The 13,967-nt window shown below is 52.2% G+C and carries 14 protein-coding genes; 7 read left to right on the forward strand and 7 right to left on the reverse strand.

The features are described 5' to 3' along the window. Nucleotides 1-69: 69 nt before the first annotated feature. Nucleotides 70-327, forward strand: a complete 258-nt coding sequence (locus J0A68_RS01750; RefSeq protein WP_206576463.1) for a DUF6364 family protein — start codon at nucleotides 70-72, stop codon at nucleotides 325-327. After that, nucleotides 320-730, forward strand: coding sequence for a type II toxin-antitoxin system VapC family toxin (locus tag J0A68_RS01755; RefSeq protein WP_206576464.1), 411 nt, complete (start codon nucleotides 320-322; stop codon nucleotides 728-730). Before J0A68_RS01750 ends, J0A68_RS01755 begins: the two co-directional genes overlap by 8 nt. Before the next feature lie 6 nt (nucleotides 731-736). Here the strand turns inward: J0A68_RS01755 and J0A68_RS01760 are convergent, their stop codons facing one another. Next, complete coding sequence (locus tag J0A68_RS01760; protein ID WP_206576465.1) at nucleotides 737-964, reverse strand: hypothetical protein; 228 nt, start codon at nucleotides 962-964, stop codon at nucleotides 737-739. Nucleotides 965-1,115: 151 nt separating this feature from the next. On the opposite strand from J0A68_RS01760, the gene J0A68_RS01765 reads away from it, so the two are divergent. From J0A68_RS01765 to J0A68_RS23090, 4 genes are all read left to right on the forward strand, one after another. Next, on the forward strand, nucleotides 1,116-2,216 hold the full coding sequence (locus J0A68_RS01765; protein ID WP_206576466.1) for a vWA domain-containing protein: 1,101 nt from the start codon (nucleotides 1,116-1,118) through the stop codon (nucleotides 2,214-2,216). A 5-nt stretch (nucleotides 2,217-2,221) separates the two neighbouring features. Continuing rightward, nucleotides 2,222-3,739, forward strand: a complete 1,518-nt coding sequence (locus J0A68_RS01770) for a magnesium chelatase (protein WP_206576467.1) — start codon at nucleotides 2,222-2,224, stop codon at nucleotides 3,737-3,739. A 301-nt stretch (nucleotides 3,740-4,040) separates the two neighbouring features. Then, on the forward strand, nucleotides 4,041-4,289 hold the full coding sequence (locus J0A68_RS01775) for a hypothetical protein (protein ID WP_206576468.1): 249 nt from the start codon (nucleotides 4,041-4,043) through the stop codon (nucleotides 4,287-4,289). Next, nucleotides 4,286-4,588, forward strand: a complete 303-nt coding sequence (locus J0A68_RS23090) for a type II toxin-antitoxin system RelE/ParE family toxin (protein WP_206576469.1) — start codon at nucleotides 4,286-4,288, stop codon at nucleotides 4,586-4,588. The genes J0A68_RS01775 and J0A68_RS23090 overlap by 4 nt, the downstream gene beginning before the upstream one ends. A 4-nt stretch (nucleotides 4,589-4,592) precedes the next feature. Here the strand turns inward: J0A68_RS23090 and J0A68_RS01785 are convergent, their stop codons facing one another. Together J0A68_RS01785 and J0A68_RS01790 are read right to left on the reverse strand one after the other, a co-directional pair. Next, complete coding sequence (locus J0A68_RS01785) at nucleotides 4,593-6,179, reverse strand: M61 family metallopeptidase (RefSeq protein ID WP_206576470.1); 1,587 nt, start codon at nucleotides 6,177-6,179, stop codon at nucleotides 4,593-4,595. Nucleotides 6,180-6,274: 95 nt separating this feature from the next. Then, entirely contained in the window at nucleotides 6,275-6,637 is a 363-nt protein-coding gene (locus J0A68_RS01790) for a DUF1304 domain-containing protein (protein WP_206576471.1), read from the reverse strand. A 125-nt stretch (nucleotides 6,638-6,762) separates the two neighbouring features. Here J0A68_RS01790 and J0A68_RS01795 point away from each other — a divergent pair, with 125 nt between their 5' ends. Further along, the gene (locus tag J0A68_RS01795; protein ID WP_206576472.1) at nucleotides 6,763-8,139 is read left to right on the forward strand and encodes a methyltransferase RsmF C-terminal domain-like protein; all 1,377 of its coding nucleotides are present in this window, start codon (nucleotides 6,763-6,765) and stop codon (nucleotides 8,137-8,139) included. Nucleotides 8,140-8,340: 201 nt separating this feature from the next. Here the strand turns inward: J0A68_RS01795 and J0A68_RS01800 are convergent, their stop codons facing one another. The 4 genes from J0A68_RS01800 to J0A68_RS01815 form a co-directional block, all read right to left on the reverse strand. Continuing rightward, nucleotides 8,341-9,543 carry a hypothetical protein gene (locus J0A68_RS01800; protein ID WP_206576473.1) on the reverse strand — a complete coding sequence of 401 codons (1,203 nt, stop codon included), beginning with the start codon at nucleotides 9,541-9,543 and terminating at the stop codon, nucleotides 8,341-8,343. A gap of 10 nt (nucleotides 9,544-9,553) precedes the next feature. Beyond that, nucleotides 9,554-10,699 carry a DmpA family aminopeptidase gene (locus J0A68_RS01805; RefSeq protein ID WP_206576474.1) on the reverse strand — a complete coding sequence of 382 codons (1,146 nt, stop codon included), beginning with the start codon at nucleotides 10,697-10,699 and terminating at the stop codon, nucleotides 9,554-9,556. A gap of 127 nt (nucleotides 10,700-10,826) precedes the next feature. Then, the gene (locus tag J0A68_RS01810; RefSeq protein ID WP_206576475.1) at nucleotides 10,827-12,053 is read right to left on the reverse strand and encodes an alkaline phosphatase family protein; all 1,227 of its coding nucleotides are present in this window, start codon (nucleotides 12,051-12,053) and stop codon (nucleotides 10,827-10,829) included. A 121-nt stretch (nucleotides 12,054-12,174) separates the two neighbouring features. Continuing rightward, nucleotides 12,175-13,965, reverse strand: coding sequence for a RagB/SusD family nutrient uptake outer membrane protein (locus J0A68_RS01815; protein ID WP_206576476.1), 1,791 nt, complete (start codon nucleotides 13,963-13,965; stop codon nucleotides 12,175-12,177). Nucleotides 13,966-13,967 lie beyond the last annotated feature (2 nt).

Consider the following 13,967-nt stretch of genomic DNA (forward strand, 5'->3'; position numbering starts at 1 on the left):
GCAAAAGGATGCCAAGAGGGAACCCCTCTTCTAAATTTACACGTACCTTTATTTGAAACACGTGTACCCATGAAAACGAAGCTAACCCTTACCGTAAAAAAGGAAATTGTAGAAAAGGCCAAACGAAAAGCCGCCAACCAGGGAATCTCACTTTCTCGGCTGATTGAGGAGATTTTTGAAAAAGATGATACCGATCTCCAAACTTCAGAATCACAATTCGCCGCCAGAAGGCTATTGCAAAGATTGGAGGAAATGGAGTCCACTCAGGCACCCGAAGAATCCGACAAAGTCGCCTTAACCAGATACTTGAAGGAAAAATATGGTTAGGATTTTTTTGGACACCAATGTGGTCTTGGACCTCTTGGCAAAAAGACAGCCTTTTTACGCGGATGCCAAATTGTTTTTGGGCCTCCACTCCAACGGACTGGCGAGGCTTCAAATCGCGGAATGCAGTCTGGGTAATCTCTACTATCTGGCCTTCAATGTCTACAAGCTTCCCTATGCCGAGTTCGCACTAGGTGAGTTCATTAAGGCCTGCGAGATTCTTTCGGGAGGAAAGCAGGTGATTTATAGTTCGTTAAGCTCAAACTTTAAAGACAAAGAAGACGCCTTGCAATACTATACCGCTTTGGCCAACAAGTCCGATTTTATAATCACCCGAGACAAAAAAGACTTCAAGCATGCTGTCCATATTCCGGTGATGACACCCCAGGAATTTTTCTCATCCTAGCATCACTTAGGCTTTCCGCTTCAAATCCGGCCTGTCCTGATACCACTGCTCGTCAAAAGTCTCCGGGATATCCACTGGGGCGGTGAGCACGCTCCAGACCATCCAGATCAGCAGAATCGGGCTGGCCAAAAAAATCCCCCAAACCAGCACCTGCGCCACATGGAGCTGGATCAGCGTGACAAAGACGATCAAAATTCCCGTCACGATCCCCACCGATGTCAGATAGTTCTTCATCTTTTCGGAGTTTTTCTCTGTTATATTAAACTCCAAACAGCATCGGCTTGTTATTCCCTCATTGACAAGACAACGGTCGGTGACTGAGACAATAGACTTTCGGAAAGCTGCCAAAGTCTTGTGTCTTGAATCTTGCGTCTAAAATCTACCCATGAAAGGCTTCCGCTTCACCCAATACGTCCCGCCCCAAGATCCGGAGAAAAACACCTTCGAAAACCTACTGAACATTTTCCTTCAGCTGGTGACGATGACCGGTGGCGACGTGGCCGAGGCACTCAGCTGGCTGACCAATCTGGACAACCGCTACGGCCTCACCAACCCCAACTACGGCATCGGCGACTTCATCGAAGACCTCAAGACCAAGGGCTATCTCACGGAAGAAAACCAAAAGGGCGAGTTTAAGATCACCGGCAAGTCCGAGCAGACCATCAGAAAATCAGCACTCGAAGAGATCTTTGGCAAGCTCAAGCGCGGCAAATCCGGCCAACACAAAACCACCCATTCCGGCATTGGAGACGAGCGTGGGACGGATCGAAGGGCTTTTGAGTTCGGGGACAATCTGGATCAGATCGCATTGACGGATTCACTGAGAAACGCCCAGGCTAACCACGGCTTCTCCGGAGACTACCTGCTGACCGAAGATGATCTGGAGGTGATGGAAAACGAGCAGCGCTCCCAGACCTCTACCGTGCTGATGATCGACATCTCCCACTCCATGATCCTTTACGGCGAGGATCGAATCACTCCTGCGAAGAAAGTCGCCATGGCGCTGGCCGAGCTGATCAAGACCCGCTATCCCAAGGACACGCTGGACGTGATCGTCTTCGGCAACGATGCCTGGCAGATCGAGATCAAGGACTTGCCTTACCTCCAAGTCGGCCCCTACCACACCAATACGGTCGCCGGACTCGAGCTGGCGATGGATTTGCTCCGCAGGAGGAAAAACCCAAACAAGCAGATCTTCATGATCACCGACGGCAAACCTACCTGCCTGAAAGTCGGCATCAAATACTACAAAAACGCCTTTGGCATAGACAGCAAGATCCTCGGCGAGACGCTGAAGCTTGCTGCCCAATGCCGCAAACTCAAGATTCCCGTGACGACGTTCATGATCGCCTCGGATCCCTATCTGAAGGAATTTGTGAAAGAATTTACCAAAGTGAACAACGGAAACGCCTACTACAGCAGCCTCAAGGGGCTTGGCGACCTGATTTTCGAAGACTATAGACGAAACCGAACCAAACGCTTCTAACCCACATGGACTACCAAAGACTGAGCGGAAAAGAACTTACCCACATCAAAACCCTGGGCCAACTCAAGGCCTCCGGCTACCAACCCAAATCCATCAAAGAAGAGCTTCGCGACAACCTGATCCTGAAGATCAAGCGGAAGGAAAACGTCTTCGAAGGAATCTGGGGCTATGAGGACACGGTCATTCCCGACATCGAGCGGGCGATCCTTTCCCGGCACAATATCAACCTCCTGGGTCTTCGCGGCCAGGCCAAAACCCGCATTGCGCGGATGATGACCCAACTTTTGGACGAATACGTACCGGTGGTTTTCGGTTCGGAGCTGAACGATGACCCCATGCATCCGCTTTCCTCTTTTGCAAAGAATCTCATCGAGGAAAAAGGCGATGACACAGCAATCACCTGGATGCATCGGGAGGAACGCTACGCGGAAAAGCTCGCCACGCCCGACGTATCCGTGGCCGATCTGATCGGCGACGTGGATCCCATCAAGGCCGCAACCATGAAGCTCAGCTACAACGACGAGCGCGTGATCCACTACGGGCTCGTGCCCCGCTCCAACCGCTGCATCTTCGTGATCAACGAGCTTCCCGACTTGCAGGCCAGGATTCAGGTGGCACTGTTCAACATCCTGCAGGAGGGCGATATCCAGATCCGCGGCTTCAAGCTCCGTCTTCCGCTGGACATCCAGTTTGTCTTCACCGCCAATCCCGAGGACTACACCAACCGCGGCAGTATCGTGACTCCGCTGAAGGACAGGATCGAAAGCCAGATCATCACCCACTATCCGAAATCCATCGAGATCGGCCGCCGCATCACTGCGCAGGAGGCCAATCTTGCCGGCAAACCCGTGGAAAATATCCATGTGCCTGAGCTGATGAAAGACCTCATCGAGCAGATTGCCATCGAAGCGAGAGGCTCGGAGTATGTGGACGAAAAAAGCGGTGTGTCGGCCCGATTGACTATTTCCGCTTACGAAAACCTGATTTCCGCTGCGGAAAGACGTCTTTATCTCAACGGGGAACCGAACACCATCGTACGCATTGCCGACCTGATCGGCGTGATTCCGGCGATCACCGGTAAGGTGGAGCTCGTTTACGAAGGCGAGCAGGAAGGTGCTGGTTTGGTTGCGTACAATTTGATCGGAAAAGCCATCCGCACGCAGTTTGTGAATTATTTCCCTTCGCCGGAGCAAAAGAAAAAGGACAAAAACGGCAATCCTTATGTGATCCCGCTGGCCTGGTTTGGCGAGGGAAATGCCCTGGATATTTTAGCTTCCCAGTCAGACAAGGAGTACAAAAGCCTGCTTCACTCCGTTCCGGGTTTGGAGGAAGTGGTGACCCAATTGGTGAAAAACCTGCCGGAAAAGGAGAAAGAGTTCTTTATGGAATTTGCCCTCCATGGCCTAGCCGAGTACTCCCAGCTCAGCAAGAAGCTGTTGGACACAGGCTTGCTGTTCAAGGACTTGTTCAGCTCGATGTTTGATATGGGCGGAGACGAGGAATTGGAGGAGGACGATTTGTGAGTTGATTTTGGAACATGTATATCCGCAATTTTGCCAGTATGCGAATTTGCTTCTTCACTCGGGCGGGAAGACCGAAGTAGGGCAAAGCCTAGAGTTTAGCCTTACTTTGGATAGTCACCGTTGACTACTGGTACAAAGCGGACATTCATATTTTGGAATTAGGATATACGATCTACGCCGGATGAACTGGCGCAAATCGTACAACTAGAGTGAAGAGAGCCGTGGGAGTTTGGACTCCTTGGTTTTCTTCATTTGGTCTATATTTTTTCGGTAAATTAGAAAGGACTTAAAACTCGTGGTTATGGATATTGCTGAAAAAAAGCTGGATTTGATCTCTTGGCTTTCCAGATTGGAAGATCCAGCGACGCTGAGCCAGGTGGCCGAAATCAAGGAGGAATTCTTGAAACAACGGTATGAGAATTCCCTTAAACCCATGAGTTTGGGCGAGTTTCGAGATAGCCTATCCGAAGCCGAACGGGACTATGCCCAAGGAAGATTTCTCAGCCAAGATGAGTTGGAGCAGCGGATCAAGGCCGGCAGGGTTTTATGAAAATCGTATGGTCTAACCGAGCACTTGTCGACCTCGATGACATTTTTCAATTCTACTCATTGATTGCCTCGACGGATGTCGCCCAGAAACTGACAGGTAAGATTCTCAATCGAGTGAGGATCTTGACTTCCTATCCAGAAGTAGGAATTGCGGAGAGTTGGGGCATAGAGCTCCCCTTTGAGTACCGTTCTTTAATCGAAGGAAATTACAAGATCATCTATCGTATCATAGATCAAACAACGATTTTGGTAGCAAGGGTCTTTGATACTAGAATGGATCCAAAAAAGAAGACCATCTGAACAGTCAGTCTTTTTTCCCCAACCAAGACTCCAGGATCTCCTTTTGCTCAGCAGTCATATTCGCTTTTCGCTTAAGCTCAAAAGCCACACTTTCCGTGCCCTCGGCATTGGTGGTCGTATTCCGCACCAGTTCCAAACCTGCATACTCCAAGTACTTGTCGTAGTCCAGTTCTTTTGTCGTAGAGACATATTCAAAGACTTCCGTCAGCGCTTTTCCGGCCGTCTCTTCGCAAATCTGCTGAAACTCCGCGTCGGTGAAGCCACGATTCCGATTTTTGTAATACTCCCAGTATAGCTTGCGCATCACGTCGTCGAGGGACTTGGCGTTTGCGGTGGCTTGGCGGATCGCAAAGTCCAAAAGGAGGCCGACCACCGGGCCTTTGTCGTAGTAGGAGATCGCTTTGCCAGGCTCGGTTCCGTCCGTGCCAAAAGGCCCGTCCTTCCAAGTGGCAAAGCTCGCTTGGGCCAAACTCTGGTGCAGTCGGCCGGGATTGTTTTCGGTAGCTCGGATATTTTTCGCCAGATTCTTCAGCGTCATTTCTTCGTCCGCAAGTCCTCCACGCTGCAAGATCAGGTATTCGTAGTACACAGTGAGCCCTTCGCTCACCCAGAGCAGGTTGGTTTTGGTGCCCTTGTCGTAGTCAAATGGCCCGAGCTCGAACGGTCGAATCCGCTTCACGTTGTAGTGGTGAAAGTATTCGTGCGCCAGGAAGTTCAGCGTCGTGTTCATGCCTTCGGGCGTGTCCAGGCCTTTTCCGTCAAAGCTCACCGTGGTGTTGTTCAGGTGCTCGATGCCACCTCTACCCGGGCCAATGCCGATGAACGTGTACTCCGAAAAAGGCACATCGCCGATGATCTTCACCGACTCTTCGACCACCTTTTTGAGATTGGCCATGAAGGTTTTTCTGTCAAAATCCGAAAACCCATAGCCAATGAATCGGTGATTTGCGCCTCCAACCCTGAAGGGTTCCAACGTCTCCAAGTCCCCGACGAGTAGGGGGCTGTCGTAGAAAAGGTCGAAATCCGAAGCCTCGAAGGTATCCGCTCTTCCCGCCACCGCTTCCAAACTGGTGGCGATGTCCCGCCATTTGCCTTTGTCCACCCTCAAAGAGACCGGCTGGTCAATCGCTCCGTCCACGTACAGAAAGAGAGCCGCGGGAACGATGTACATGTGCGTCTCGTCCAAGAAGCTCGTAGCGACAAACTTCCGGTCGGCCAAGACCGCATACTCGATCCGGATCTCGCTGCCCCGAGGCGCGATCACCCGCCAGGTATTGGCAGTCGGCTTTGAGAAAGGAATAGCCTTGCCCGCAGCATCGACCACTTTAAACCCACTGACTTTCTCGGAATAATTCATCAGCTGGTAGTAGCCCGGTGTCCAGTTGGGCAGCTTGAAGTCCAACGTGTCCCGATCCCAGCCCTCCGTGTGGAGACTCACCGCGAAGAGGTGGCTGGCGGCATCTTTTGGCCCGACTTCATAGTGCATGCTTGCCGTCTCGGATTGGGCAGAAAGCTTGCCTGGGAAGAATGCCAAAAGCAGGCAAAAGCTAAAGACAAGGGCAAAAGGGTTTGGCTTGGCAAATAGGTTCATGATCGAAATAGGCTGGAGGCTTTCGCGCCAAGGTAAACCGATAGAAAGGCGGAATCAGCCTTTTTTCCGCGAAGGGGTAGAAAAATTGTTTGGAATTATCTGATGTGCAGCAAGATCAAGGCTATCAGCGCCGGAAGTCCTTGGACGAAAAAGATCTTTTTGCTCGCTGTCAACGCTCCATAGAGACCGGCGATCAGCACGCAGGTCAGGAAGAATACCGCTACGTAAAACGACCAGTGGTGATCCTCGATCAACAGAGCCCAAATCAGACCCGCCGCCAAAAAGCCGTTGTAAAGTCCCTGGTTGGCTGCCAGGATTTTGGTTTTGGGAAAAACCTCCGGCGGAATTTGCTTGAAGGTCTTTCGCCCGATGGTGTCCCAGGCAAACATTTCGAAGTAGAGAAAGTACAGATGCAGCGCGGCGATCGCGCCGATTAAGATGTCAGCGAGTAGGCTCATGTGTGGGGTTTTGAGAAAAAAAGATAAGAATTAGTAGTCAGTGTTCAGTCTCAGTCGTCAGAGATTTGAGCGCGCAGCCTGTTTCCGCCAACTGAGACTGCCTTCTGATCACTTATATTTGCCCCATGCCAGACATCCAGCTTCCTCCGGCCTTTGAGTCCCAGATGCTCAAGCTACTCGGCGATGCCGAATTTGAGCAATTCAAAAATGCAATCGACCAGCCCTCGCGCACCTCGATCCGCCTCAATCCCGCCAAGCCTTTTTCATCTCCCTGGGCAAAAAGCCCGATTCCCTGGACTACGCAAGGATTTTTTCTGGAAGAAAGACCCAGCTTCACCCTCGATCCCGCCATCCACGCCGGAGCCTACTACGTGCAGGAGGCCTCCTCGATTTTTATCGAACAGATCCTGAATTCCCTGCGGGTTCCCAAAGGTCTTTTTCTAGATCTATCCGCAGCTCCGGGGGGAAAAAGCACCCTTCTTTCCAGCTATTTGGGCGCTGAAGGCCTTCTGGTCGCCAATGAAGTCATCCAAGCCCGCGCGCAGATCCTGAAGGAAAACCTCGTAAAATGGGGCCTCGGCAATGCCGTAGTCACCAACAACGATCCGGATCACTTTGAGCCGCTGGAGGGATTCTTTGACCTGGTGCTCGTCGATGCGCCCTGCTCCGGCGAGGGCATGTTTCGCAAGGATCCGCAAGCCCGTGAAGAGTGGTCGCCAGACAATGTGCAGCTCTGCTCCGCCCGCCAAAAGCGCATCATGGACAAGGCCGGCGCCCTCGTCAAAGGCGGCGGCTACCTGGTCTACTCCACCTGCACCTTCAACGAGTCTGAAAACGAGGACATGATCCGTTTCCTCACCGAGGAGTTTGCCTTTGAGCCCGTACGGATTCCGCTAGATCCGGACTGGAACATCGTCGAGAGCGCTGTGGAAACCGAGGAGGGTACCTTCTTTGGCTACCGCTTTTTCCCGCATCGGGTGCAGGGTGAGGGCTTTTTTGTCACCGTGCTGAAGCGGCCAGACTCGGCTTCCACCCAGGGGCCCGGCAAGATCAAGGACTTCAAACACCCCGTGCTCAAGGCGGTTTCCGAAAGGGAATCCGAAGCGCTGGAATCCGAGCTCGGCCTGGACGGCAGCGGGAAATACTACACGCTCAACGATTCCTATTTCCGCATCAACCGAGATTATTTCCGTCACTTCGAGAAGCTCAGCCAAGTCCTTAGCCTGCGCTACTTTGGCGTGGAGCTGGGCAAAAAGCAGAAAAAGGACTGGATTCCTTCCCACGAGTGGGCGCTTTCCCTTTTGCCAAAAAACCAATTTCCCAGCCAGGAACTCAGCCTAGCACAAGCCTTGGATTTCCTGCGGAAAAATGAGCTGGAGCTCGAAGGATTACCCGTCGGCTGGGTGCTGATGACTTACCAAGACCTGTCTCTCGGCTGGGTCAAAAACCTCGGCAACCGCCTGAACAATTACTATCCGAAAGAGTGGAGGATTAGGATTTAGACAGATACCTGCGTTTTCTTTTCCCACAGATTCTCACAGAAAAACACACAGAATAGCACAGAAACGATCAGTGGGTATCAGTGTAACAATCTGTGTTGATCTGTGGGGAAAATAACGCTTTCGTGTCGCTCAAATATTGGGAAACTCTCAACGCATGAGTGAAGATACCTCCTACTTCCCGACCTCCTACTTCCTTTCTTCCTACTCCTTCACAAACTCAAACCTCGCCCATTTCTTGCGATGCCGGAGTTCATTCCCCCCTCCCAAAAACGGAGGTAAATAGGTCAGCTTTTCCAGGCGGACTTCGTGAATTCCGGACGGGAGATGGTCGATGGGGATCTGACCCAGCAAGGCCTTTTGGCCGGCAAGTCCGGCTTTCACCTTCACCCATTTTTCGGCATTGACCAGGGAATCGTTGAGGTAGACCCGGTACTGATCCGCCAGAGATTCCACCTTTTTCCACTGGATGGAGTCGCTCTCCGGCAACAGGGCGTTCATCTGCGGAATCGAATTTTCTTCCCGCTCATAGCGGGCGAGGTATAGATCCAAAACCTCGCTGGAGACCCGCTTGTGCGGTGTCCACATCCTTGCAAAGCGCTTGCCGTCTGGATTGTACTCCTCAAAATACCTGCGATCATCCGGCCATTCGTAGTCTGAATCGCCGGTATTGATATTTGCATAATAGGAAGAAAACCCTTTGAGGTCTTGAGCGATAAAAGGCATAGCCAGCACGAGCAATGCCAGGGAAAACGATACGAAGAACCATTTCCCAAGATTGCTCTGATAGACCGCCCCGACCGTCCCACTCATACTTTTTCCCACCATAGTCTTGGTCTTGCTCCACACCAGCGTCGCGATTGAAAAGCCAATCAGAGTCGCCATGAAAATCACATAGATGATCTCGAAATCAAGGTTGAAGGCCAGGTAGATCCCAATCAGTCCGATGAGGTAAGCTGTAAAGGTGAAGATAGGAATGGCAACCATGAGTGGCGCCCCGTAAAGCATGCTGCACCAGCGCTCGAGCTTGAGCAGGTAGTATTGCGGCGGATGATAGTCCACCGATTGGGACATCTTAAACAGTTTTTCTTTCACAATCCCATCCGGGAAAGCATAGGTGATTCCCAACATCCCTGCCCAGACAAACCGCATCAGCAGATGTGTGACCAAAAAGATCTTGAACACGGAAATGATCACCGAAAAATACACCAGCACCAAACTGGCTGGAATCTGCTCCAGCCCATAGTCTTGGATCAGGATCACGGAGAAATCGAACAATCGGGAGGGAATCACAAACAGAAAGGCCAGGGAAATACCCGAGATGATCACTTCGGGTTCCCAGCTGTTTTTCTGCAGGTTTTCCAGCCAGGTCATGTCCTGCTGCTTTTTGATAGGGGAATCTTCCATCAATTGGGAATTAATTATTGTCTTTGATCCATTCGAGCACTTGCTCCTTGGGCAGGGCTTCGATGCGGTGGCCGTCTTTGCCGGTCAGGCTTTCCGCTGCGAAAAGTGAATTGACAATCGCCTCCTCAGTAGCTTCGATGACTGCTAGGAAAAGTGCGGTCATGTCGTCATTGGCCAAATATTCAGCAGTTAGCAGTTTTTGGGAGGGATTGGAATAAGGGATTCTAAGTTTTTCATGGGTGGAAAAAGCGATGACGTAATCGCCCGAACCGTTGGATGCGATGCCGCCTGTCTTGGCCAAGCCCATCATCGCCCGCTGGGCCATGCGTTCCAGATTGCGCTCAAGCACTGGCGCGTCCGTCGCTACCACGATCATGCAGCTGCCGTCGGACTTTTCCAGCGCGTCTTTGAAGGGATATTTCCCGAGCTTTTCGCCGACTGGCACCCCGGCGATCTGGAGATTGCCTCCGAAATTCGTTTGCACCAGCACGCCCACCGTGTAGCCGCCCAGCGCCTCGGGAAGCTTGCGGGAAGAAGTGCCGATCCCGCCTTTCCAGCCAAAGCAAACCGTGCCCGTGCCTGCTCCTACATTTCCCTCGGCGACAGCCCCTAATTTGGCGGAGGCTATGGCTTGGATCACCTCGGCGGGAGAAATGTGCATGCCCCGGATGTCATTCAGGTAGCCGTCGTTGGTTTCTCCGACGAGCGCATTGACGGATTGGACGCTTTCATTTCCAGGCTGGGACAAAGAATAGCGAGCCGCTCCCTCGATGCCCGCCGCCACGCTTAGCGTGTTGGTGAGGATGATGGGCGACTCGATAGTTCCCAGCTCCTGCACTTGGGTGACGCCTGCCAGCTTGCCAAAGCCGTTGCCGACGAAGATGGCACCGGGGACTTTTTCCTGGAAAAGGTTGCCGCCATGCGGAAGGATGGCCGTCACGCCGGTTCGGATGTTTTCCCCTTCGATCTTGGTAAAATGCCCGACTTTCAGCCCTGCCACATCCGTGATCGCATTGAGCGGACCGGTGGGCAGGACGCCAAAAGGAACTCCCAATTCTCTGGGCCTTGACTGGGCGATGCCGATGCCAAGGGTAATCAGCGTCAAAAAACAAAAAAGGAAAAGCCGTCTAGAAGCGTCTGCGGGATAAAAAACCATATAATTCGATTTCGTGCTTTAAGGCCTTTCACAAAAAACAAAAGCCAGTCTTCGAGACTGGCAATTTGCGCAAAATTTTATCCGGCCGAATGCTTTCGCCGCTTTTTTGTATAAGCCGCTTTTGGGCCTATTCCTTTACAATCCAATAGTTGAGATAGCCACTAGGCGTCTCCAGCACCACTTTGAGTATATCGGACTGGATGTCTTTGGTGGGAAGAGTCGCACTCCCGCTCTCCAGATCCACCTCGCCTATGAGCCAATAGTTGTCCAAGCCGCCGGTCTTGAACTCGTTCGTCGTGCTGATCCAGACCCGTCCTTTTTTCCCTTTTGAGTAGGCTTTCCAGGTCAGTTGGAAGTTTTCACCAGCCAGCTCCGCCTTGAAGTCGGCGGCGTCCACCACGCCGATGAAGGAGCTACCGTCCAACTCCAGGGCATTGGATTTGGGAATTGCCAAACCTAGGTGAGTGGCCACGCTTGGAAAGATATCCACCATCTCGGGGGAGTCTTTGAAATGCGGATTCAGGTCATTGGAGTTAGTGGCGATCCAGATCGTACGCTCGCGCTCGCTGTGGCCGCCGTGTCCAAAACCGTTGGCGGTGCGGCCGTGGTCGGTGGTGATGACGATCAGCCAGTCCTCGTTGAAGTTTTTCTCCCGATGCTGGATGGCTTCCCAGACGCGTCCGATCTGCGCGTCGGCTTTCTTCACCCCATCGACCATTTGTGGGCTGTTGCCAAAGGTGTGGCCCATGTCATCAGAATATTCGAGGTACATCCAGGACAGGTCTGGCGCCGATTCGCTGAGATAGCGGGCCGCTTCCTTGGAGACCAGTTCGTCGATTTGATGAATGAAAAGGCGGTCTTTTCCATGGGGAAGATTCACCGTGTCCAGCTCAAACCCGTCAAAAAAGTAATCCGGCTGGAAGTGGCTGGTTTGGGGTAAGTTGTCTCCCAGCAGCTTGGTACGGTTATCCAGCCAGGTAGAGAAAATGGCGGTTTTGCGCGCTGGATTGGCTTCTTTGAAAGCACGAAAGATTGTCCAGTAGTGGTAGTTCGGATCCTCGATGCCGTTTCCCCAGACATTGTGCTTGTTGGCCCAGACTCCGGTCAACATCGAGTTGTAGCCCACCGCCGAGATGGTGGGAGTCTGGCTGTAAGTGCCCGGATCGCCGCCCATGATGGCTTTGGTAAATCCGCCGACCTTGCTGATCTGGTCGATGAAAGGGGTGGGGACGGAATCAATCACATCGGCGGGAATACCGTCCACGATGATCAAAATGGCCTTTTTGGTTTTTTGCTGCGCCAGCGCTGGGAAAAGAATGCACCCCAGAAGCAGGGCAAGTATTGTTTTTTTCATGACTGTTTTTGAAAAGAAATCCCTAATGGGAGATGACGGGTTGTTCGGTAGATTAAGTGAAAAATCAAAACCGGCGGGCCTGTCTAGGACAAGACCGCCGGCCTGAATTTAGCTGCTTTGCCTATTGCCAGCCAAAAACCTGCACCAAGTTTGGATTCAGCACCATCTGCTGCATCGGCACGGGGCGGTAGTAATATTTGGGTTCCTGAAAGTCGCGGGCTTTGGTTTCGGTGACCATATTGCCGCCGTTTGCGCCATTTTCCAAGAAGACATCGACGTTGTCCGTGATCAATCCGGCTTTGTAGTAGATGAGCGCCATGCCCAGGCTGTTTTTTTCCTTGGCATCGCCTACGGGAATAGAGGTATCTTTGTCCACCAAGATAATGTCCTCGACACCATCGCCAGTCAGGTCGTATTTGCCCAAGCCGGAGAAGTACATTCCTTGGGGAACCTCTTCGAGCAGCTTGCCGGCATGCCAGCGCATCAGGTCATCGTAGCGATAGCCTTCCATGGCCAGCTCCACTCTTCGCTCTCTTCTGATTTCGAGCAAAACTCCGAGGTTTGCTCCGCCGAGATTGCTGTATTTCGCCGCTTGAAATTCGTCCGGATTGGCATTGGCCTCCGCCATAACGAGAGACGGCATCCCGGCTCTTGCCCTCAGGAGGTTGATCGTCGCATCCAAGTCGCCTTGGCTCAATTCTCCCAGTTCCGCCTTGGCTTCCGCCAAAGTCAGCAACACCTCCGCATAGCGGTAAACCGGAAAGTCCACGCTGGCTCGGTCGATGTTGTTTGTGGTGTTTTTGTAGCCTTTGATCTGATGGTAGCCCGTGAAGTTTTTGTTGAGTGACTGGACGTATGGAGTCGCATTTGGCTCCCTGATCCAGCCCGGATACGCCATCGTCTGCATCAGACGGGGATCCCGATCCTCAAACTCCTCCACGAAGCCCTTGGCTTTGTAGTTCGCCTGGTCAGTATAGGACGTGCCGTCGGCCATCAGGTAGGTCATGATCATATCCCGGGAGGGAGACTGCTCGTAGTCGCCAAAGATGCCGGTGTTGTTGTCGCTGCCACGGTCTTTGTTCACGTCGTAGGCGTTTACCAAAATCACTTCTGGGTTGCCGGCGAGATTGGTGTTGTCAAAGAGTGAGGCGTAGTCTCGTGACGGGTTTCCGGTAGAGTGGATGGAAAATTTCCCTGAATTGATCAAGTCGTTGGCCTGCCCCACTGCCTTTTGCAGCCACTCATTCACGCTACTTTGGAGTCCGAGCTCGGTGTGGTATTTTCGGTAAGTTCCTTCGTAGAGTGCGAGCCGGGAGTAGAAAGCCTTCACCGCCCAGACGTTTGGAGTGCCTTGGGGCACGTTTTCGCGCACATGCTCGGCTGCATACTCGAGATCTTCCATGACTTTGCCCATGACCATCTCGCGGGAGTCCTGGGTTTTGTACAGGTCTTCATCGCCGGGGTTGAGTGTAGTCTCGTACCAAGGCACATTGGAGTAGCGCTTGACCATGCCAAAATAGAACTGTGCGCGATAGTATCTCGCAAGTCCGACGTAGTGAGCCACTGCTTCTTCGCCTGCATTGGCTTTCCCGTAGTTGTCGAGAAAATAGTTGATGTTTCTCAATCGTGCCCAGTCCCAGCCCGAAGTAAGGGTTTGCGAAGATGGCGAGCCAGTCATGATATTTTTGATCTCGACCGCCGCTGTTGTTGCCATGTTGTCGCTGCTTTGGTCGCCTAGGTAGCTTCCCATTCCGGACATGGAGATGAGGCCGTTTACGTAGAGTTCGAGATCTTCCTCCGTCTTGAAGAATGCCTCAGGTGCGATGGAGGTCTGTGGATATCTATCCATGAAGTCCTCTTGGCAAGATGAGAGCGCGAGAACTGCTCCGATGATTGCAATATATTTTTTCATGT

Origin of the sequence: Algoriphagus oliviformis (genome assembly GCF_017254915.1) — a bacterium.
Taxonomy (GTDB): domain Bacteria; phylum Bacteroidota; class Bacteroidia; order Cytophagales; family Cyclobacteriaceae; genus Algoriphagus; species Algoriphagus oliviformis.